The organism is Halovivax limisalsi (genome assembly GCF_023093535.1).
GTDB classification, from domain to species: Archaea; Halobacteriota; Halobacteria; order Halobacteriales; family Natrialbaceae; genus Halovivax; species Halovivax limisalsi.
Map to the genome: position 1 here is coordinate 3,104,762 of NZ_CP095757.1, position 18,352 is coordinate 3,123,113.

The window sequence follows — 18,352 nt, forward strand, 5'->3', positions numbered from 1 at the left end:
CCGGCGCGCCGAGTTCGCCACCATCGACGGCGCTGCCGTGCAGAATACGCCCGCGGTGGTGTCGCGCACTCGGGATGGTGAGAGAGTTTGGAACGGGCACCTGACGATAGCGTCCGACGTTCGAGTGAATCACCTCCGGATCCGGATAGAGGACTCCCCGCTACGTATGCCTCGAACGAACGCAGGAGTCGGCTGCTGGTTGGCCGCGATTTCGATCGGGTAGACGACGGCTACGGACGATCAGCGGAGTTCTTACTATGATCCTTCTCGGGTAGCTCCAGCACACCCAGAGACGAACGTATGAAGGGAAACTGGAGCGACGGACGGGCGTATGCGGCGGCGCTGGTTGGAACCCTCATCATCGCAGTGGCGTGCGCGGTCGCCCTCGGGGGCGTAGGTATGGGCATCGAGGACCCGTTCTCGGAGAATTCGTCCGGGAGTGGCACCGACACCGCCGCGACCGATGGAACCGAAGGCGCCGAGGAAGCGGGCACCACCCCAGCGGACGAGGCGAGTTCGACGAGCCCCCCGTCCACGCTCATCGAGCCCGATCCCGAACCCCCGGACGACCGAGCCGGGGATGAGCCGGGGGTCAACTTCGTTCCTGGCATCGAGGACTTCACCATATCGACGGAGGAATTCGACCGGTCCAGTCCCGACGTCGAGGACGGGTACGTAACCCCTGGTGAACATCGATTGCTCAGGTTCGATATGATAATCTACAACGTCGGAGCAGCGGATGCCGAATTGGGTCGTCCCGAGAACCGTCCGGATCTGTTCGTCCACTCGGACTCGCACGGCCACGCGCACCTGAAAGGGTTCAATACGTATACGCTATTCGACGAGTCAGGCGGAAAGATGGACGTGGGAAAGAAACAGACGTTCTGTCTTCGGGACAACTTCCGCATCCCGCAGCGCTCGAACGTCAGCAGCAGCCCCCAGTACGATTGTGACTATCAGGGCATCAGCGCAGGGTGGGCTGACGTGTACGACTCGTCGCTCCCCGGCCAATACCTCGTCATCGACGGGGTCCCCGACGGAAACTACACGCTTCAGGCCACGACGAACGCAGAAGGCACGCTCGAGGAAACCTGTTCCCGCGACAACACCGTTCGGGTCGACCTTCGCATCGAAAACGGAACGGTCACGCTGCTCGATACACAGCACCGCTCCCGCGCGCCGTTCGAACGGCCGCTTGCTGCTGACGCTCGCTCGCTCTGTTGAGCGCGACGATACCAACTGTACCGGTGGAAAGGTGCGTTGGAAAACGGTACCGGAGACCACCCTACCACCACCGGGCATACTTCTCAGGGTTGGCACTCGTCCTCGACGCGTGGCGTCGGTAGAAGTATGCCCGGGGAGGGCTCCGAACCCTCGATCTCCGCATGTCCCAGGTTCGAGGCTCGGCGGTCCTCGTGGGACACGGACTCGCTGTGCCGCACCGAATCTCTGAACCCTATGAGTGCGGCGCTATGTCCAGCTAAGCCACCCGGGCTCGTTCGTCCGTTGTCGGGACGTTTTCTAAACCCTTCCGATTCCCGGTCGGCGTGGGGCCCGCACCCACGGATTTATCATACGGTGCTCCAAACCCTCTGGGCATGAGCGTACCCGCTATCGTGGAGTCGGCGCTCGGCGGGGCGGACCTCGTCGAGCGGGTCCCGCTCGGGGGCGACGACGAGTTGTTCGTCTCCTCCGAGAGCACCCTCCTCTACCGGGGCGACGGACTGCTCTCGGACGAGTCCGTCGAGGAGTTTCCCCACGACGCGAACCGCCTCTCGGTCTCGGAGGGGCGACGCAAGACTCGCATCGCACTCGAGTACTCGATCGACGGCACGAAGGAGTTCAAAGTGCCCGCCGGGACGACCGACGCCGTCGTTCACCCCGTCGTCGCCGGCGTCCTCGCGGGCAACGGGATCACCGACGCCGGCGAGCAAGTCGTCCAGACGTTCCGCTTCAGCGAACTCACGGTGATCGTCACCAGCGACCGACTCGTCAAGCACATCGGCAGCGCCGTCTGGGACGAAGATTACGAGGAGTTCCCCTACGACGACGTCACCGGCCTCTCGTTCGAATCCGGCAGCGTCGCCACGCAGGTCGTCGTCGAGGTCGACGGCCGCCAGCAGCGGATCAAAGCGCCGAACGAACAGGCGCCGGAACTCAGAGAGCGCCTCCAGGCGGCCGTCTTCGACTACCACGACGTCGACTCGCTGGACGCCCTCGCCGAGAAGGTCGGCCTGGACGACGAGGCCGACGTAGACAGCCCCGGCGTCGACTTCGGTGAAGGCGTCGATCCGCTCTCCACCGAGTCGGCGAGCGACGAGGAAGCGTCGGCACAACCCGAGCCGGAAGTCGCCCCTGCCGACGGCGACCGCGTCGACGAAGCCGGACCGACGGCCACGGCCGGCGGCTCGTCGGGTGCCGGACGAACGGCGGCGACCGAATCGGCGTCGGACGCCGCATCGACGACGGAATCGCCGGACAGGGAGTCGGCGTCGGCCGAGTCGACGATCGAATCGCCGTCCGAGGGGACGGCGGCCACCCGGGAGGAATCGACCGGGGCGAGTGACGAACCGACCGGTACGAGCGGGGACTCGGACGGGTTCGGAGCGAGCGGGTTCGAACCCGCCACGGCCGGCGCCGAGGCGGATCTCCTCGAACGCCTCGACGCGCTCGAGGAGACCGTCGACCGCCAGACCGCGATCCTCGAACGCCAGCAGAACACGATCGAACAGCTCATCGAGGAACTGCGCCGGGGTCGCTGAAAGCGCCGATGGCACGAGTTGGCCATCTCGACGAGCCCACCGACCCGGCCGCGGTCGACCGGTCTCGCCGTCGTCGCCGCTCGATCCCTCCAGTCACTCTCTCGAACGTCACTCGCGGCCGGTCACCTTTCTGATACAGGTCGAGCCGTAGGGCCCGATTTCGCCGGCATCCAGGGCCAGAAAGTACCCAGTCGAGAGCGACGACCCGCAGCGCCGGCACGAGAACTCACCCTCCTTCGTGATCACGTCCCGGCCGAATCGGACGAACGTCCCTCGCTTCGGCCGGACAGTGCCGTCCTCGCGTTCGATGATTCCGCGCGTCTCCGCCGTATCGAGCGTCGTCCGGATGATCGCCGGATCTTCGGTGATCGCCTCGAGGCGGTCGACGACGGCGGCGAGGTCGAGCGACTCGTGTTCGAGCCGTTCGAGCAGCGAGAGTCCACGTTCGACCCGGTCGTCCATCGTCACCGGGTGGACCGGCGACCGGAATAAGGATTGCGCCCGGCCGGGTTCCACGGCACCGTGGCGCGTGAGTGGAACACAAAACCTTCAACGCGACCGGTCGAACGATCGGCGATGACAGGGCGGATTCCCAGCCGCGTTCACCTCGGCGCGGCGGTGGCGATGCTCGCGATCGGCGCCGGCCTGCTGGTGTCCCCAGGGGCGACGAAGCCGGTGATCGTCGCTATCGCCGACGATCCGAGACGCTTCGGCCTGGCCGTCGCCGCCTGCTATCTCCTCCGCCCGCTCTTGGCCTGGCCGACCACGCCGCTGGCCGCGCTCGTCGGGTACGGCTTCGGCGTGACGGCCGGGATTCCGATCGCGATGGTCGGCGTCGTCGGCACCGTCGTCCCGACGTTCGTCTTCGCCCGGTGGATCGCCGCGGGCACGACGGCCGACGCCGCGGACGGACGGTGGTTCGCATCGCTGGCCGATCGGGCCGGCACCGTCGTCGATCGCTACTACGCGACGGCGGGGCCGACGCGGGGCGTCGTCGGCTCGCGCCTCGCCCCGATTCCGTCCGACGTCGCGACCGTCGCCGCCGCCGTTCACGGCGTCTCGCTCCCGCGGTTTCTCGCTGGAACGGCTCTCGGGGAGCTCCCCTGGACGATCGCGGCCGTCTCCGTCGGCGCCTCGGCGGCGTCGATGACGTCGACGGACCCGTCGACCCTGGGACCGTTCGCGCTCGCACTCGGTCTCGCCGGTGGGCTCGTCTTGCTCTCGCGGCCGCTCTATCGGTACCTCTCGATCGAGACGGGTCGGTCGTCGACCGAGGGATAAGGCGAGCCGGACGACCGCCGCGGCAGGTCGAAGGGCTACGCAGTGTCGTCCTCGTCAGCTCGCTCGACCAACGAATCGCTCAGGCGCTTCATGTCCCGTTCGAGTTCGCGATACGCGCGCGTCTCCTCGACGTCGTCGACCGCTTCTGCGTCCTCGAGCGTCTCGAGTTTGTTCGAGATCGATGCGAGTTCCCGCCGGTCGGTGTCGGTGTAGCGCGACTTGACGCGCAGGTTCTCGACGATGCGAACCAGCGTCGATCGGCTCACCGGCTTCGTCACGTAGTCGTCGATGTCGAACGAGACGATATCGAAGCCGGGATCGACCGCCGTGAGCATGATCACCCAGCAATCGAGCCCGCGGTCACGGATTCGAGCGAGGACCTCGTTCCCGTTCAGATCCGGCAGCTGTCTGTCCAGCAAGACGATGTCCACCGTCTCGTCGGCCCGCTCGAGCGCGCTCCGTCCGTCGTAGGCCGTCCGGACGGCGTACTCGTCGGCGACCCACGTCGCGTAGAGGTCCGCCAGCTCACGCTCGTCGTCGACGATCAGGATCGTCGGTTTCGACTCCATACAGGCGTTCGACCCGACCAGGGATCGACACCCACCTATCCCTGCCGGCCGCCTCACCGCTCGAATCGATCGGTGAGTCCGCGACGCCGAGATCATCGCCGACGGTCGCCGCCTCGGTGCCGTCACCGGAACGGATCGGAACAGTCGTAGACGACGCCGTGGTTCGGGCAGACGTACTTGCAGTGGCGCTTGTACATGCCCGCCTCGCAGTGCGGACAGGGTGGGCCGGTCGACGTTTCGACGCGCCGCGGCGGTTCGGATCGGTCGGCCATCGCTTCGAGTGGGCCAGCGGGTCGCGTCGACAAGTAGCTGTCGACGGGAGCAACCTCACGACAGCAGCGAGATGACGGCCAGGACCAGGAACACTAGGACCAGCCACGTCGCGATCGCCATCGAGACGCCAGCGATGCCACCCGCGCCGAACACCGCCGCGACGATCGCGACGACGAAGAACAGCAGTGCGAGTTCGAGCACGTCTGGAGTCACTGGCGCGCGTCGGAACCGGTGATCGCATGAATGCACAGTAGCCTGCTTACTCGTCAAACAGAGCTCACGCGAGAGGACGGTCGAATGGGTTTCGGCGGTACCGTTCTCCGAATGTCGGAGCGTCCCCGCGTCAGCACTCGCTCCAGCCGCAGGACTCGCAGGTCTTACAGCCCTCCGAGAAGTACAGCGAGAGCGACCCGCAGTCGGGACACTCCGGCGACTCGCCCGCGTCGATCAGGTCCTGGGTCGCGTTCGTCCCTCGCGTCGCGGCCCCGCCGTCCGTCTCCGGACCGTCGTGTTCGACGGCCGGCGATCGGGCGTCGGCGTCGGGCGCAATCTCGTCGGCGGTCTCGCCGAGCGTCTGCTGTTTCGGATACGGCTTGTCGATCTCGTCGTCGAGGTAGCGTCGCATGGCCGTCCCGATCGCGTCCGGGATGGACTGGATCTGCTCGCCCTTGTCCCAGGCGACCTTCGGGCTGCGCGTCCCGCAGAGTTCGTCGACGATCTCGTGGGGATCGACGCCGCTTCGCAGCGCCGTCGAGATGACCTTCGCGAGCGCCTCGGTGAAGGAGTTGGTGAAGCCGCCCGAGTGGCCGATGTTCGCGAAGAGCTCGAACGGCTCCTGCGTCTCCGGATCCTCGTTGATGGTCACGTAGACCTTGCCGTAGCCGGTGTCGATGCGCTGGCTGACGCCCTGCAGCGCGTCGGGTCGCGGGCGTTTCTCGGTGTAGTCGACTTCGCCGGCAAGTAGCGAGGAGAGTTCCTCCTCGGCGACGGCCCGGACGTCATCGCTCTCGAGGAAGGCCTCCAGACCGCCGAAGACCTCGCGGATCTGCTCGACGATGACCTCGGCGGCCTCGTCCTCGTCGGCGAACTCCGCGTTGTCCGCCCGCGTCGTGAGTACCTGCTTGGATCGGGTGCCGTCGCGGTAGTAGGTGACGCCCTTGCCGCCATTCTCGTAGACCCACTCGAAGACCTCCTTTGCGTCTTCCAGCGTGGAGTCGTTGGGCGCGTTGACCGTCTTGGAGATGGCCGAGTCCACGCCCGCCTGGCAGGCACACTGGACCGCGGCGTGTTCCTTCGCGGAGAGGTCCGACGTGATGACGAACAGTTCGCCGATGGCGTCCGGGACGGTGTCGAGCCCCTCGACGCCGTCGAACTCGTTGTTCGCCATCTGCTCCTGGGCCTCCCGTTTCGCGGCCTCGACGTCGACGTCGTTGGCCTCCAGTGTCCGTAGGAAGTAGTCGTCGAACTCGACGAGCATCTCCTCGCCCTGGACGTCGTCGGTGACGTTCTTGTAGTAGGCGACGTTGTAGATCGGCTCGCAGCCGCCGGTCGTGTTGCCGACCATCGAGGTCGTCCCCGTCGGCGCGATCGTCGTCACGTTGTGATTCCGAATCGGGAAGCCGTCCGGGTACTTCTCGGCCGCCAGGCCGGTCTGGTGCTCGAACCAGTCCCGATACGCCTGGGGATCGGCGTACTTCGAGTCGTCCCAGTCGTTGAACGAGCCCCGCTCGAGAGCCAGTTCGTGACTGGTCCACTTGGCCTCGTGATTGATGTGGGTCAACAGCTGACGAGCGATCTCGTTGCCCTCGTCGCTGCCGTAGCGCACGCCGAGCTGGACATACAGCTGGGCCAGGCCCATGATGCCGAGGCCGATCTTGCGCATATCGCGGACCGTCTCCTCGATCTCCTCGACCGGGAAGTCCGACATGGTGACGACGTTCTCGAGGAAGCGCGTGCCGTACTCGATGCGCTCGTCGAACTCCTCGAAGTCGATCGCCTCCTGCAGGAAGGCGTCGATCGCCGCCTCTCGGCTTTCGTACTCGTCGGCGTGGCGATCCGACCAGACGCGCCAGTCCGGAGAATCCGACGCGGCGAGCGTACTGAGGTTGATGTGTCCGAGATTACAGGCCTCGAATTCTTCCAAAGGTTGCTCGCCGCAGGGGTTAGTCGCTTTTATTCTATGTTCCGGGTGTTCTTCGACGTCGAAGGAGTGTTCCTTGTTCACCCGTTCGAGGTAGATCACGCCGGGCTCGCCGTTCTCGTGGGCGCCCTCGACGATGCGCTCCCAGACGAGTTCGGCGGGCACGGAGAGGGGTTCGCCGACCTCGACGTGCTCGCCGAGATCGTACCGCGAGTACATCTCCTTGGTCTCTTCGGTGGCGACGTGTGGCTCCTCGGTCCGCGGGTTGGTGAACGTGTACTCCTCGCCGTTCCGGACGGCGTCCATGAAGTCGTCGGTGACGCCGACGGAGATGTTGAAGTTCGACAGGTGGCCCTCGACGGCGTTTCGCAGGTGTTTGGGGACCCGGCCGTCCTCGTCGATGAGGTCGCGGGCCTCCTCCAGGGCCTCGGAGAAGGTGGTGTAGGTGTAGTCGTCGGGGTCGTTGAGACGAAGCGTGTGCGCGAGCGAGACGTCCTTGTTCTTCGCGTGGATGAACTCGACGACGTCCGGGTGCGAGACGCGCATGATGCCCATCTGGGCGCCTCGGCGGGTCCCGCCCTGGGCGATGGTCTCACAGAGCTGGTCGTACGTCCGCATGAAGGTGATCGGACCCGACGCGATGCCGCCGGTCGAGCCGACCGAGTCGCCGTACGGCCGCAGCTGCCAGAAGCCGTAGCCGACGCCGCCGCCGGACTGGAAGACCTCCGCGGCCTTCTTGGCCGTCTCGTGGATGTCCGAGAGGTCGTCGTCCGGGCTCATGACGAAACACGCGGAGAGCTGCTGGAGTTCGTCGCCCGCGTTCATCAGCGTCGGCGAGTTCGGCATGAACGAGAGGCGCTCCATGCCTTCGATGAACGTCTCCGCGACGTCCTCGACGTGCTCGCGGACCGACGCGGGGAGTTCGGGGACGATCGTCTCGTAGGCGAACTTGTTGACGTTGTGCTCGGTGAGGGTGGTCTCGACGTCGTCGTCGACGGTCGTTCCGGCGCCAAAGACGTCAGCGGCCAGCTCGTCCCGGCGGGGGTGATCGGGCTTGAGCTGGTCGGGGGTGACCGTGATCTCGACGTCCTGGTTGTCCGCCTCGTAGACCGCCTCGGCCAGCGCGATGTTCTCGCCGACGCGCTCGAAGAGGTCCTCCTGGCTCTCGATCAACTCGCCGTTCGAGTCCTTGCGCAGGTAGCGCGCGGGAAGGATGTTCTCGTAGGCGTTGTCCGTCAGGCGATCTTCGAGCGTCTCGCCTTCGGTGCGCTTGACGGGGAGCGTGATCTCGTCGACCGCGCGCTCGGACTCGCTCATGCGCAGACCCCTCCTGTGTGGCTCCGGGGGGCGATTCTACAGTCGGACCGGGTACTCACTTGCATGGTTGAAGACGCCCAATGGGTATAGTAGCTACTGCATTAAAGTATCGGTTCTGTGAATTTCATATGTTCCTACACACCTGCCGACTCGTTTTGGAGTGGTAGGAGAATGTAGTCTCCGAAGCTACAAAGGTTAAAAGGTAGACGTCAGAAATCGACAAACACAAAAAACTCTAACTACAAGTACGGTTGCTGTACTGAAAATCAGGTTGAATGATAGCGCTGCCGCTGGGTCGTTAGTGGGGTACGTGTCCCATCCCTGTAGCGTCCCTCGCCTCATCACCCGCTTGGACGGTATCACTCTTAACGGTATCCAAAGCGAAGTGAAAGTGAACCAGGTCGTCCCAGATACCGATTTCCGACAGTGGTCTCACGATCAGTGTCGGTCGCGACGGCGGGCGGCCGTTCCGTCGTCTAGCAGTTCCAGACCCAGAACGAATTCCGTCTCGTTACAATCCGAAGAACTCCTCCGCGTTCTCCCAGAGTATCTTTCGCTGCACGTCTTCGGAGATATCCAGCTCGCCGAACTGCGAGAGCCACGGCTCGGGTTCGATCATCGGGTAGTCGGTGCCGAACATGACCTTGTCCGAAAGTAGCGTCTTCGCGTAGTGCATCACCTGGTCGTCGATGTACCGGGGCATCCAGCCCGAGAGGTCCATGTAGACGTTGCCCTTCTGCTGACAGATCGCGAGCTGTTCTTTCTCCCAGGGGAACGCGGGATGGGCGATGAGGATCTGGAGGTCGGGGTGGTCGGCGGCGACGTCGTCGATGAGCATCGGGTTGCCGTACTTGACCTTGAGGCCGCGACCGCCGGCCGAGCAGGCGCCGAGCGTCGAGTTCCCGCCGTGGAAGACGACCGGTACGCCGAGGTCCTCGATGGTCGAAAAGAGCTCCTCGTGAGCCGGGTCGGACGGATCGAACCCCTGCGCGATCTGCTGGAACTTGAATCCCGAGAGGTCGAGATCCGCCACGCAGCGGATCGCCTCCTCGACGCAATCGTCCTTGAGCGGGTCGACGGAGCCGAAGCCGATGAAGAAGTCGTCGTACTCGTCGCGAACCTCGGCGACGTAGTCGTTCGGGACCGGGGGATTCCCGGTGTTCGTCTCGGCGTCCCAGCCCAGCAGCACGGCCCGACTGACGCCCGCCTCGCGGTACTCGGCGACCATGTTCTCGTAGGTGTCGGTCTCCAGGTCGGCGCCGAACCGGTCGGCCGCATCCCGCATCATCTGCCCGCCCGCGTCGTGGAGGAACTCGCTCGTCGGCTGGTGAGCGTGCGTGTCGATCGCGCGCGGTCCGTCGACCGCGTCGAGCGCCGTCGGCGTGGTCATAGCAGTCGCTTCGAGCCCCTGCAGGTAAACGTCCCCGATTTGGCGCGTCGCTCGCGAAGCCGATCGTGACAATCGATGGAAACCAGTAGGGAAGTACAGCCATCAGAGCGTGGTATGCTCGACCCCGCGCCGCTCGTCGACGGGATCCAGACGCTCGCGTCCGATTCGCCGATCCTGCTCGGCGGCCTGGTCGCGCTCGCCGCCCTCGCGACGATCGCCGTCGTGCGATTCGTCGTCGGACTGGCCGTCCGCCTGGCCCTCGTCGGCGCGATCGTCCTCGGGGCGCTGGTCGCCGTCGGCTATCTGGGGTGACGAACGCGTGTGCCGAGAGCCGGATGCGCCGGTCTCGCGCCTTACCGCGTCGCGAGGAAGTTCGCGATCAGGTCGTGCCCGAAGCCGGTGAGGACGCTCTCCGGGTGAAACTGCACGCACTCGATCGGGTGCTCGCGGTGGCGAATCCCCATCACGAGTTCCTCGCCCGCGTGGTCGGTCGTGGCCGTCACCTCGAAACAGTCCGGGACCTCGGTCGCGACCAGCGAGTGGTACCGGCCGGCCGGCAGGCCCGATTCGAGGCCGTCGAAGACGCCGCGGCCGTCGTGTTCGACGGGTGACGTCTTTCCGTGGACCGGTTCCGGGGCACGCCCGACCGACCCGCCGTAGGCGTAGACGGCCGCCTCCAGGCCGAGACAGACGCCGAGCGTCGGAATCTCGGGACCCAGCTCCTCGAAGACCGCGGTGCTGACGCCCACGTCGCGCTCGTTTTCCGGATGCCCGGGCCCGGGACTGACGACGATCGCGTCGGGGTTCGTCTCCCGAATCGCCGCGAGCGAGGCCGTGTTCGTCAGGACGTCCGTCGAGGCGTGGCCGCTGACGTACTCGACCAGGTTGTAGGTGAACGAGTCGTAGTTGTCGACGACGCAGACGTGGGGCCGTCCCGGCCCGTCAGCCGGGGCATCGACGGCGCTCATCGCGACACCTCCGCCGTGTTCGACGGCGCGTCGGCGTCCATCTCGTCCGCGTCATCGCCCCCGCTACCCGCATCCCCATCACGCTCGTCCGCGTCGCTCGCTCGCTCGCCTGCACCGCCGTCCCTCCTGCCCGCGTCGCCACCTCCGACGTCTGCGTCTCCGGCGTCGGTCGACTCGATCCGTTCGAGCGCGGTCAGGACGCCGTCCATCTTCGCTTCGGTCTCTTCGTACTCCGCCGCGGGGTCGCTGTCGGCGACGATGCCGGCCCCCGCACGGACGGTGACGAGGTCGTCGTCCTCGGCCGCCTCGTCCAGCCCGTCGACGGCGCTCGCGCCGCCGCGCGCGATGGTCGCCGTGCGGATGACGATCGCCACGTCGGCGTCGCCGCCCCAGGAGTAGTAGCCGACGCCGCCGCCGTAGAGCCCGCGGGGGTCGTCCTCGAAGGCGTCGATGAGCTCCATCGCGCGGATCTTGGGCGCGCCGGCGAGGGTCCCAGCCGGGAAGGCGGCCCGCGTCGCGTCGAACGCGTCCGCGTCGGCCGCGAGGTGGGCCGTCACCGTCGACTCGATGTGCTGAACGTGACTGTACTTGAGGACGTTCATGAACTCGGCGACGCGGACGGAGCCGGGCTCTGCGACGCGGCGCACGTCGTTTCGCGCCAGGTCGACGAGCATCGTGTGCTCGGCGCGCTCCTTGTCGTCGGCCAGCAGTTCGCCGGCCAGTCGCCGGTCCTCGACCGGGCTCTGCCCGCGCGCACACGTCCCCGCGATCGGATTGGCGACGACCTCGCGACCCCGGACCGAGACGAGCGTCTCCGGGCTCGCGCCGACGACCGTGCGGTCGCCGTGGGCGAGCAGGTACATGTACGGCGACGGGTTGACCGCCCGGAGCGATCGGTAGAGCGCGAGCGGGTCGACCTCGCCGGCGAGTTCGCGCGAGCGCGAGAGAACGCCCTGGTAGATCTCGCCGTCGAGGACGCGCTCCTTCGCCTCCTCGACGATCGACTCGTATCGCTCGCGCGAGCCGGCCGTCTCGTCCCGCCGAACGAAGCCGCCGGTGTCGGGATCGCGAGCGTCCGAGAGCGTCTCGACGACGCGTTCGGCTTCGTCGGCGAGGGCGTCGTAGACCGCTCCGGGGTCGTCGTCCGGGCCGACGATCGGCGTACAGACCAGCGACACCGTCCCGTCGTGCTCGTCGAAGGCCAGCGTCTTCGTCGTCAGCAAGAACTGCGCGTCGGGGACGCGAGTATCCGGATGGTCGAGGCCGACCTCGTCGAGCCAGCAGTCGTAGACCGCGTCGTAGGCCAGAAAGCCGACGAGGCCGCCGTCGAAGTGCTGGCGCTCCCGATCCGGGAAATTCTCGAGGCGAACCGCGGGCAGGGACGCCCGGAGGGAGTCGAAGACGTCGCCGTCGGACGAGCCCACGAGGAGGCCCGCGGGGACGGCCGCGGACAGCGACTCGACCGTCCGCTCGCCGTCCGCGACGGTGACGACGGCCGCCGGATCGTAGCCGACGTAGGAGTACCTCGCGTGGCGCTCGGGATCGCCGCCGCCGGGACGAAACGCGCCGTCCGGATCGCTGGAGGCCGTCTTCTCCGCGCTCTCGAGCAGGAACGCGTACTCGGCCGCAGCCAACTTCCCGTCCGACCCCGTGTGCGAGCCGCCGGAAGGCGCGCCGGAACCGGAGTCGGCTGGCTCCGCGTCGGGATTCGCCGTCCGGCCGGTGAGGGCGGCGTAGGCCGAGAGCGGCGTCGTATCGGCGTCGAGGGCGAACTCGGTCCGGACGACGACCGGTCGGTCTCCGGCCTCGCCCGCCAGGTCGACGAACGTGGCTCGGTCGAGATCCGGTGCGACGGCGTCCATCCGTCAGACCTCCACGGCGTCGGCCCCGGTGCGGGCGGTGTTCGCGTTCTCGGTGAACGACCGGACCGCGTCGGCGTCCTTGCGTCCGCCCGTCGCTTCCACCCCGCTCGAGACGTCGACGGCGAAGGGTTCGACCGCTCGAACCGCGGCCGCGACGTTGCCCGGCGTGAGCCCGCCGGCCAGCACGACCGGCGTCGAGAGCGACGCCACCGCCTGGCGGGTTCGACCCCAGTCGTGGGTCTCGCCCGTTCCGCCCGCGCCCGACTCGTCGACCGAGTCGACCACGAGGGCGTCGACCAACTCCTCGTACCGGGTCGCGGTCTCGACCGCGTCGGCGTCGATCGCGAGCGCGACCTGCGCGTTCACCTTCGACCGCAGGTACGCCAGGTCCCCCGGCGTTTGCTCCCCGTGGACCTGGACGACGTCCGGTTCCGCCGCGTCGACGAGTTCGATCGTCCGGTCGACGTCGGCCATCGTCACGAGTACTGAGGTGACCATCGGCGGCGTCGCCGCGACGAGGCTCGCGACGCGATCGATGGATATCGCTCGCGGGGAGTCGACGGACACCTCGCTGACGAAGCCCACCGCGTCCGCGCCGGCGTCAACGGCCGTCTCCAAGTCCGCCTCGGTCGTCACGCCGCAGATCTTCACGCGGGTCATCCGACCGTCCTCGTCGCCTCGCCGCGGAGTCGGTCGAGCGTCGCCGCCGCGTCGCCGCCCTCGATGGCCTCGCGGGCGCGATCGACGCCGCCCTCGAGGGTCTCGGCCTCGCCGCCGACGTAGATCGCCGCGCCGGCGTTCGCGAGGATGACGTCGCGTTTGGCGCCCTCGACGGCGCCAGCGACGATCCCCTCGAGGTCGGCCGCGTTCTCCGCGGGCGAGCCGCCGGCGATCGCATCGATCGGCGATCGCGCCAATCCGAGATCGTCGGGGGTGAGTTCGTAGCTCTCGACGGCTTCACCGGCGACCTCCGCAACCCGCGTCGGGCCGTGGATGGCGATCTCGTCGGTCCCGTCGCCGTGGACGACGAGCGCGCGCTCGACGGACATCCGGGACAGGGCGTTCGCGAGGACGGGAACCAGGTCCGGATCGTAGACGCCGACGACTTGCGCGTCCGCGCCCGCTGGATTGGTCAGCGGGCCGAGAACGTTGAAGATGGTCCGCATCGAGAGTTCCGATCGCGGGCCGCTGACGGCCTTCATCGCCGGGTGGAACGCGGGCGCGTGCAGGTAGCCGATGCCGTCGCGCTCGATCGCGGCCTCCACCGCGTCGGGATCGGTCTCGAGGTCGACCCCGACGGCGTCCAGCACGTCCGAGCTACCCGAGGACGACGAGACCGCCGCGTTGCCGTGCTTGGCGATCGGGACGCCCGCCCCCGCCGCGACGATCGCGCTCGTCGTCGAGACGTTGATTGTGTCGTAGTCGTCCCCGCCCGTCCCGCACGTGTCGACCAGCGGTCGGCGGTCGGGATCGATCGTGTTCGCCGCCGCCCGCATCCCCTCCGCGAAGCCGGCGATCTCCGCCTCCGTCTCGCCCTTCGCCCGGAGGCCGGCGAGCAGGGCGCCGATCTGGGCGTCCGTGGCCCCCTCGAAGATGTCGGTGGCCGCGGCTCTGGCCTGTGACTGGGTGAGATCCGTTCCGTCCGTGACGCGTTCGACGTGTGCTTTCATTCAGAGTCACCAACGTACGCTTCTGTCTTACAATGGCCAAATGAGTACATCGACTTAACCCTGTCGGAGCGCGCCGTCCCCGGAGTGGGGTCGACTCACACCCACCGTCCGATTCGAAACCTTCAATTACGGGGGCGGGCAACGAACGAGTGCGGCGCGAGGCGGGCCAGACGGGTTGGTGGTCTAGTCTGGTTATGACACCTCCTTGACATGGAGGAGGCCGGCAGTTCAAATCTGCCCCAACCCACTTTTCGAGCGACAACATGCGAGGAGCAGAGCGACGAGCACGTCGCTCGAAAATTGTGACGGCAGATTTGAACCCTGGAAGACACAGCCCGCGCAACGAGCGAAGCGAGTGAGCAGGACTGTCTTCCTTCAGTTCAAACCTGCCCCCTTCGCTGACGAAACGACATTCGTCGAGGGAAAACGGGGAGCGTCTCGGTTGTAATCCAGACCTGTCAAACATCCACGGTAGGTGGCATGGTTCCGAACCGGTGGAAGGGGCGTTTCGCCACGCGAACTGACGACGGCCGGCGGGGCCGCGACGGGTGTGAACCGCTCGAATTCGAGCACGGATGACGGATCGGCAACAGCGCTTATGTGCGGTGGCGTCCATCCATGTGTCGTGAATGTGATGCGTGTCGTCATCCTGGGCGTCCTCGGGCTGGTGTTCTTCGCGGCCGTGCTGTCCTCGAACGTGTTGTTGGCCGCCGATCAGACGGTGATGGATGCGGAGTACGCGGCCGACACGGCCGAGGAGGCCGAGCTCCACGAGGAGATCACCGCCGAGTTGCGAGCCGAACTCGAGGGCCAGGTCGACGTCGACCAAACGGAGTATCCGATCGAAATCTCGAGTGAGGAACTCGTCTCCGACGCGATTTCGAGCGAGCACGTCCAGTCCGAGATCGAGGCGAATTTGGAGCGACTCTACGCCTACCTCCACGGCGAGGCAGACGAACTTCGGCTCGAAGTGGACGCCACGCCGGTAAAGACGGGCATCGTCGAATCGGTCGACGACAACATCGACGAACTCGAACTGGCGGACGTGGCGGACCAGTTCGAGGGACTCGCACCGGAGGACCTCGAGATGGACCCGGCCGTCGTCGTCCCGGAGATGGCCGAAAACGAGTCGCAATTTCTCCACCATCGGGAGCGCTTCGAGGAACAGATGAAAGATCGGATTCAGGAGGAGTCGCCGTATCCGATGACGGACGAACAGGCCGAGCAGGCGTACGAGCAGCGCCGCGACGAAATCCGGTCGGAGATGCACGACAAGCTAAATCAACAGATCGATCAGGCCGTCGAGGAGGGCGCGATCGAGCCGGCGTTCGAACCGCCGGTTCGGACGATCGGCACCGCCTGGGTCGACGCGATGACCGGCGCGGTGGAGTACCAGGAGTACACGGCACAAATCGACGGGGCGATGGAGTCGGTCAGGACGGCCGCCGTCGAGGAACTCGAAACCCGGCTCGACGAGGAACTGCCCGATACCATCGACTTGACTGAGGAGATCGGCGAGGAGCAGGTCCGCTCGATGGAGACGGCGCAAACGGCGACCACGACGGCCGACACGCTCACGCTCGTGCTGCCGATCCTCGGACTGGTGACCGCCGGCGTCGTCGCCTATCTCTTCCCGACGTCGACCGCCGCGATCGTCGTCGGCCTCCTGTCAGCCCTCGTCGGCGGCGTCGGGCTGGTCGCCGCCTCGGTCGGGGGCAGCACCGTCGCGGACACCATCGCCTCGGCCGACGGGCCGGAACCCGTGTTACGATTCGTGGAGTTGCTCCTCGACGGGCTGTTCGGGTTACTGACGTGGCAGTCCGGCGCGTTGCTGGTGATCGGGCTCGGGCTCATGGGCCTCGGAGTCGCGATCCGGCGCGACCTGCTCGACGCCGGCCTGGAGTGAGCGCCGGCGCGGGTCGGTGTCGACCTCGTCCGCGTCCGAACAGTCAGTCGCCGCCGGCCGCCACGACGGCGCCGCCGTCGGTGGTGCGCAACTCGTCGGTGACGACCACGTTGATCACCGCACCGAACAGGATGACGATGCCCGCGAGGTAGAGCCAGGTCACGAGCAACAGCACGCCGCCGACGGCGCCGTAGGCCTCGTACTGGGCGGCGTTGGCGGCGTAGAGCTGGAAGCCGAACTGGAGGAGCGTCCAGCCGACCGCCGCGAAGACGGCGCCAGGAACGGCCGATCGAACCGAAATGTCGACGGGCGGCATGACGTAGTAGATCGGAAGGAAAACCAGCACGAGCCCGGCGAGGAGGCCGATCCACCCGACGACCCGGCCGAACGGCACGGAGGCGGCGGTGACGCCGATGAAGTAGCCGATCGCGACCATCAGCGCCAGGCCGCCGGCGACGGTGACCAGGGTAGCAAGCCCATCGACGAGGTGGCGGGCGAACGACTTCTCGACGTCCGAACCGTAGATCCGATCGAAGGCGATCGAGAGGCCGCGAAACACTTTCAGCCCGCCCCACGCGCCGACCAGCACGGCGACGACGGTCGCCTGCGCGCGGCCCGCTTCGGCCGCCAGCGCGTCCGTGAGGAGGAGTTCACCCGCTTCGGGCATCGCATCGCCGGCCTGCTGGACGAGCCTGGCGGCGAGCTCCTCGCCGCCGACGATCGATCCGACGACCAGCGCCAGCAGCACGAGCGGGATTATCGAGACGAACGCGTAGTAGGCGAACGCCGCCGCGAGGAGCGTGATCTCGCGGTCGGACGCGATCCGGTAGACGGCCAGCCCCGTCTGTACGACCATGGGACACCTACGGCGGCACTCCTGAAAGGTTCCCCTCCCGCTCGCAGCCGCCGAAGCACAGCAGCCTGGCGGCCGACGGACCGGGAAACCGACCGATCACCACTCGGTGCAGAAGTTCTGCGTCGCGTAGATCTTCCCCGAGCCGGTGAGGTAGACGCCGACGCCGGCCCGGTCCCAGTTCGAGGAGAGGATCGCCTCGCGGTGGGGCGGCGAGTTCATCCACTGCTCGACGAGGCCCTGCGCCGCCGCCTCGGCGGTTTCGTAGGTTTCGACGTCGCCGTCGTCGAGTCGGACGGGTCGATCGACCCAGCTCTGGGCGATGTTCTCGCCGTACCGTCGGCAGTAGTCGCCGGTCGTCTGAAAGCGATCCAGCGGACTCTGCCCGTCCGGGTTCTCGTGGGCGAAGTACTCGCGCGCCGCCATGTCGGCGCTGTGGGCCCTGGCGACGGACGCGATCCGGGCGTCCCAGTCGAGGGGTTCGAGTCCGCGCTCGGATCGGATCTCGTTGACCTCGTGGTGGATGAAGTCCTCGACGTGGTCGCTTCGAATCCGGGTGTCCGCGTCGTACGTCGAGTTCGCCGGGTCCTGCGCGTGTCTGACCGCCGGGGTTCGTTCGCCGGCCGGTGGCGGCGCCTCCGTCTCGATCGGCGTCCGCACGTCGAGGACCTCCTCGACGACGCCGGGGGCCAGCACCACGATGCTCGCCGCGAGCAGTGCGACGATCGCGAGCGTCAACAGCGCTCGAAGGACGCCGAGAACGCCTCGATCTCGGTTCGGCGGTCGATCGCGCGTCGGGGTCGCGCTCGACGAGACCATCCGAATAGCCCTAGGGAGTCGGCGTATATTGGCCTGTGGGTCGTCGGGAGCGCTTACAGTCCGTAGTGAACGTCTGTTACACCCGTTCGACCCGGTTACCGATCGGGTAGGCGCCGGCTGTCCCGACGCGCCGGCGGGCCGAACACCGTCTCGTAGATCCCCAGGACGAGCCCGGGAACGACCGCCATGAAGAGGTGCTCTTCGAGCGGAATGCCCGCGACGTCGATCCCCGTCCTGAGCTCGATGCTGAAAACGCCGACGGCGAGCGTGTAGCGATCCCAGAGGTAGGCGATCGGGTAGAGCGCGACGATCGTGATCGCCGCGCGACGGAGGGCCCCGGCCCGTCGAAGCAACGAGAACGCGATCGCGCCCCAGAACAGTTCCGTCACGAGGTACGTGTACCGACCGAAACGGCCGATGTCGGGCACCGCGCCCGGGAGTTCCGCGTCGGTTCCCATAGCGCACGTTCGACGGCGAGCGTGAAAACGGTGGGCTCCACCCGGGCGCGTCGGGACGAGTGATTCGCCGCTGGCTCCGGGTGC

The 18,352-nt window shown here is 67.0% G+C and carries 18 protein-coding genes and 2 tRNA genes; 6 read left to right on the forward strand and 14 right to left on the reverse strand.

Annotation, left to right across the window (positions count from 1 at the left end; translation table 11 throughout):
- Positions 1 to 300: 300 nt before the first annotated feature.
- Positions 301 to 1,224 (forward strand): lysyl oxidase family protein, encoded by a 924-nt coding sequence (locus MXA07_RS14490; RefSeq protein ID WP_247729305.1) that lies wholly within the window; start codon positions 301 to 303, stop codon positions 1,222 to 1,224.
- A 127-nt stretch (positions 1,225 to 1,351) separates the two neighbouring features.
- Here MXA07_RS14490 and MXA07_RS14495 read toward each other — a convergent pair.
- Positions 1,352 to 1,495 (reverse strand) — tRNA-Met (locus MXA07_RS14495).
- A gap of 103 nt (positions 1,496 to 1,598) precedes the next feature.
- Here MXA07_RS14495 and MXA07_RS14500 point away from each other — a divergent pair.
- Positions 1,599 to 2,762 carry a DUF7115 domain-containing protein gene (locus MXA07_RS14500; RefSeq protein ID WP_247729306.1) on the forward strand — a complete coding sequence of 388 codons (1,164 nt, stop codon included), beginning with the start codon at positions 1,599 to 1,601 and terminating at the stop codon, positions 2,760 to 2,762.
- Between the two features lie 108 nt (positions 2,763 to 2,870).
- On the opposite strand, the gene MXA07_RS14505 is transcribed toward MXA07_RS14500, so the two are convergent.
- Complete coding sequence (locus MXA07_RS14505) at positions 2,871 to 3,224, reverse strand: DUF5830 family protein (RefSeq protein WP_247729307.1); 354 nt, start codon at positions 3,222 to 3,224, stop codon at positions 2,871 to 2,873.
- A 114-nt stretch (positions 3,225 to 3,338) separates the two neighbouring features.
- On the opposite strand from MXA07_RS14505, the gene MXA07_RS14510 reads away from it, so the two are divergent.
- The gene (locus tag MXA07_RS14510; protein WP_247729308.1) at positions 3,339 to 4,043 is read left to right on the forward strand and encodes a VTT domain-containing protein; all 705 of its coding nucleotides are present in this window, start codon (positions 3,339 to 3,341) and stop codon (positions 4,041 to 4,043) included.
- A 35-nt stretch (positions 4,044 to 4,078) separates the two neighbouring features.
- On the opposite strand, the gene MXA07_RS14515 is transcribed toward MXA07_RS14510, so the two are convergent.
- The 5 genes from MXA07_RS14515 to MXA07_RS14535 form a co-directional block, all read right to left on the reverse strand.
- Complete coding sequence (locus tag MXA07_RS14515; protein WP_247729309.1) at positions 4,079 to 4,612, reverse strand: response regulator transcription factor; 534 nt, start codon at positions 4,610 to 4,612, stop codon at positions 4,079 to 4,081.
- A 122-nt stretch (positions 4,613 to 4,734) separates the two neighbouring features.
- Positions 4,735 to 4,884, reverse strand: a complete 150-nt coding sequence (locus MXA07_RS14520; protein WP_247729310.1) for an HVO_2523 family zinc finger protein — start codon at positions 4,882 to 4,884, stop codon at positions 4,735 to 4,737.
- Positions 4,885 to 4,939: 55 nt separating this feature from the next.
- On the reverse strand, positions 4,940 to 5,086 hold the full coding sequence (locus tag MXA07_RS14525) for a DUF1328 domain-containing protein (protein ID WP_247731764.1): 147 nt from the start codon (positions 5,084 to 5,086) through the stop codon (positions 4,940 to 4,942).
- 142 nt (positions 5,087 to 5,228) lie between these two features.
- The gene (locus tag MXA07_RS14530) at positions 5,229 to 8,342 is read right to left on the reverse strand and encodes an adenosylcobalamin-dependent ribonucleoside-diphosphate reductase (protein WP_247729311.1); all 3,114 of its coding nucleotides are present in this window, start codon (positions 8,340 to 8,342) and stop codon (positions 5,229 to 5,231) included.
- Between the two features lie 511 nt (positions 8,343 to 8,853).
- On the reverse strand, positions 8,854 to 9,732 hold the full coding sequence (locus MXA07_RS14535; protein WP_247729312.1) for an amidohydrolase family protein: 879 nt from the start codon (positions 9,730 to 9,732) through the stop codon (positions 8,854 to 8,856).
- A 114-nt stretch (positions 9,733 to 9,846) separates the two neighbouring features.
- Between MXA07_RS14535 and MXA07_RS14540 the strand changes: the two genes are divergently transcribed.
- Positions 9,847 to 10,044, forward strand: a complete 198-nt coding sequence (locus MXA07_RS14540) for a hypothetical protein (RefSeq protein WP_247729313.1) — start codon at positions 9,847 to 9,849, stop codon at positions 10,042 to 10,044.
- Between the two features lie 41 nt (positions 10,045 to 10,085).
- Here the strand turns inward: MXA07_RS14540 and trpG are convergent, their stop codons facing one another.
- The 4 genes from trpG to trpD are packed head-to-tail and all read right to left on the reverse strand — an operon-like array spanning position 10,086 to position 14,232.
- Positions 10,086 to 10,700, reverse strand: coding sequence for an anthranilate synthase component II (gene trpG / locus MXA07_RS14545; RefSeq protein ID WP_247729314.1), 615 nt, complete (start codon positions 10,698 to 10,700; stop codon positions 10,086 to 10,088).
- On the reverse strand, positions 10,697 to 12,562 hold the full coding sequence (gene trpE / locus MXA07_RS14550; protein ID WP_247729315.1) for an anthranilate synthase component I: 1,866 nt from the start codon (positions 12,560 to 12,562) through the stop codon (positions 10,697 to 10,699). Before trpE ends, trpG begins: the two co-directional genes overlap by 4 nt.
- A gap of 3 nt (positions 12,563 to 12,565) precedes the next feature.
- A complete protein-coding gene (locus MXA07_RS14555) occupies positions 12,566 to 13,222 on the reverse strand; it encodes a phosphoribosylanthranilate isomerase (RefSeq protein WP_247729316.1) in 657 nt (218 codons plus the stop codon).
- Complete coding sequence (gene trpD / locus MXA07_RS14560; RefSeq protein ID WP_247729317.1) at positions 13,219 to 14,232, reverse strand: anthranilate phosphoribosyltransferase; 1,014 nt, start codon at positions 14,230 to 14,232, stop codon at positions 13,219 to 13,221. The genes MXA07_RS14555 and trpD overlap by 4 nt, the downstream gene beginning before the upstream one ends.
- A 172-nt stretch (positions 14,233 to 14,404) precedes the next feature.
- Between trpD and MXA07_RS14565 the strand changes: the two genes are divergently transcribed.
- Together MXA07_RS14565 and MXA07_RS14570 are read left to right on the forward strand one after the other, a co-directional pair.
- A tRNA-Val gene (locus MXA07_RS14565) sits at positions 14,405 to 14,479 on the forward strand.
- A gap of 378 nt (positions 14,480 to 14,857) precedes the next feature.
- Positions 14,858 to 16,138: a hypothetical protein gene (locus MXA07_RS14570; RefSeq protein ID WP_247729318.1), complete on the forward strand. Its 1,281-nt coding sequence runs from the start codon at positions 14,858 to 14,860 to the stop codon at positions 16,136 to 16,138.
- Between the two features lie 43 nt (positions 16,139 to 16,181).
- Here MXA07_RS14570 and MXA07_RS14575 read toward each other — a convergent pair whose 3' ends face one another.
- From MXA07_RS14575 to MXA07_RS14585, 3 genes are all read right to left on the reverse strand, one after another.
- Positions 16,182 to 16,994 carry a YihY/virulence factor BrkB family protein gene (locus tag MXA07_RS14575; protein ID WP_247729319.1) on the reverse strand — a complete coding sequence of 271 codons (813 nt, stop codon included), beginning with the start codon at positions 16,992 to 16,994 and terminating at the stop codon, positions 16,182 to 16,184.
- 96 nt (positions 16,995 to 17,090) lie between these two features.
- Positions 17,091 to 17,810 (reverse strand): CAP domain-containing protein, encoded by a 720-nt coding sequence (locus MXA07_RS14580; RefSeq protein ID WP_247729320.1) that lies wholly within the window; start codon positions 17,808 to 17,810, stop codon positions 17,091 to 17,093.
- Positions 17,811 to 17,905: 95 nt separating this feature from the next.
- Positions 17,906 to 18,268, reverse strand: a complete 363-nt coding sequence (locus MXA07_RS14585; RefSeq protein ID WP_247729321.1) for a lycopene cyclase domain-containing protein — start codon at positions 18,266 to 18,268, stop codon at positions 17,906 to 17,908.
- Between the last annotated feature and the right edge of the window lie 84 nt (positions 18,269 to 18,352).

Coding starts and splice junctions, on each gene's coding strand:
- MXA07_RS14530 (WP_247729311.1), bottom strand. CDS start 8,342: ATGAGCGAGTCCGAGCGCGCGGTCGACGAGATCACGCTCCCCGTCAAG.
- MXA07_RS14515 (WP_247729309.1), bottom strand. CDS start 4,612: ATGGAGTCGAAACCGACGATCCTGATCGTCGACGACGAGCGTGAGCTG.
- MXA07_RS14540 (WP_247729313.1), top strand. CDS start 9,847: ATGCTCGACCCCGCGCCGCTCGTCGACGGGATCCAGACGCTCGCGTCC.
- MXA07_RS14585 (WP_247729321.1), bottom strand. CDS start 18,268: ATGGGAACCGACGCGGAACTCCCGGGCGCGGTGCCCGACATCGGCCGT.
- trpG (WP_247729314.1), bottom strand. CDS start 10,700: ATGAGCGCCGTCGATGCCCCGGCTGACGGGCCGGGACGGCCCCACGTC.
- MXA07_RS14535 (WP_247729312.1), bottom strand. CDS start 9,732: ATGACCACGCCGACGGCGCTCGACGCGGTCGACGGACCGCGCGCGATC.
- MXA07_RS14555 (WP_247729316.1), bottom strand. CDS start 13,222: ATGACCCGCGTGAAGATCTGCGGCGTGACGACCGAGGCGGACTTGGAG.
- MXA07_RS14500 (WP_247729306.1), top strand. CDS start 1,599: ATGAGCGTACCCGCTATCGTGGAGTCGGCGCTCGGCGGGGCGGACCTC.
- trpD (WP_247729317.1), bottom strand. CDS start 14,232: ATGAAAGCACACGTCGAACGCGTCACGGACGGAACGGATCTCACCCAG.
- MXA07_RS14575 (WP_247729319.1), bottom strand. CDS start 16,994: ATGGTCGTACAGACGGGGCTGGCCGTCTACCGGATCGCGTCCGACCGC.
- MXA07_RS14510 (WP_247729308.1), top strand. CDS start 3,339: ATGACAGGGCGGATTCCCAGCCGCGTTCACCTCGGCGCGGCGGTGGCG.
- MXA07_RS14505 (WP_247729307.1), bottom strand. CDS start 3,224: ATGGACGACCGGGTCGAACGTGGACTCTCGCTGCTCGAACGGCTCGAA.
- MXA07_RS14520 (WP_247729310.1), bottom strand. CDS start 4,884: ATGGCCGACCGATCCGAACCGCCGCGGCGCGTCGAAACGTCGACCGGC.
- MXA07_RS14490 (WP_247729305.1), top strand. CDS start 301: ATGAAGGGAAACTGGAGCGACGGACGGGCGTATGCGGCGGCGCTGGTT.
- MXA07_RS14580 (WP_247729320.1), bottom strand. CDS start 17,810: ATGGTCTCGTCGAGCGCGACCCCGACGCGCGATCGACCGCCGAACCGA.
- trpE (WP_247729315.1), bottom strand. CDS start 12,562: ATGGACGCCGTCGCACCGGATCTCGACCGAGCCACGTTCGTCGACCTG.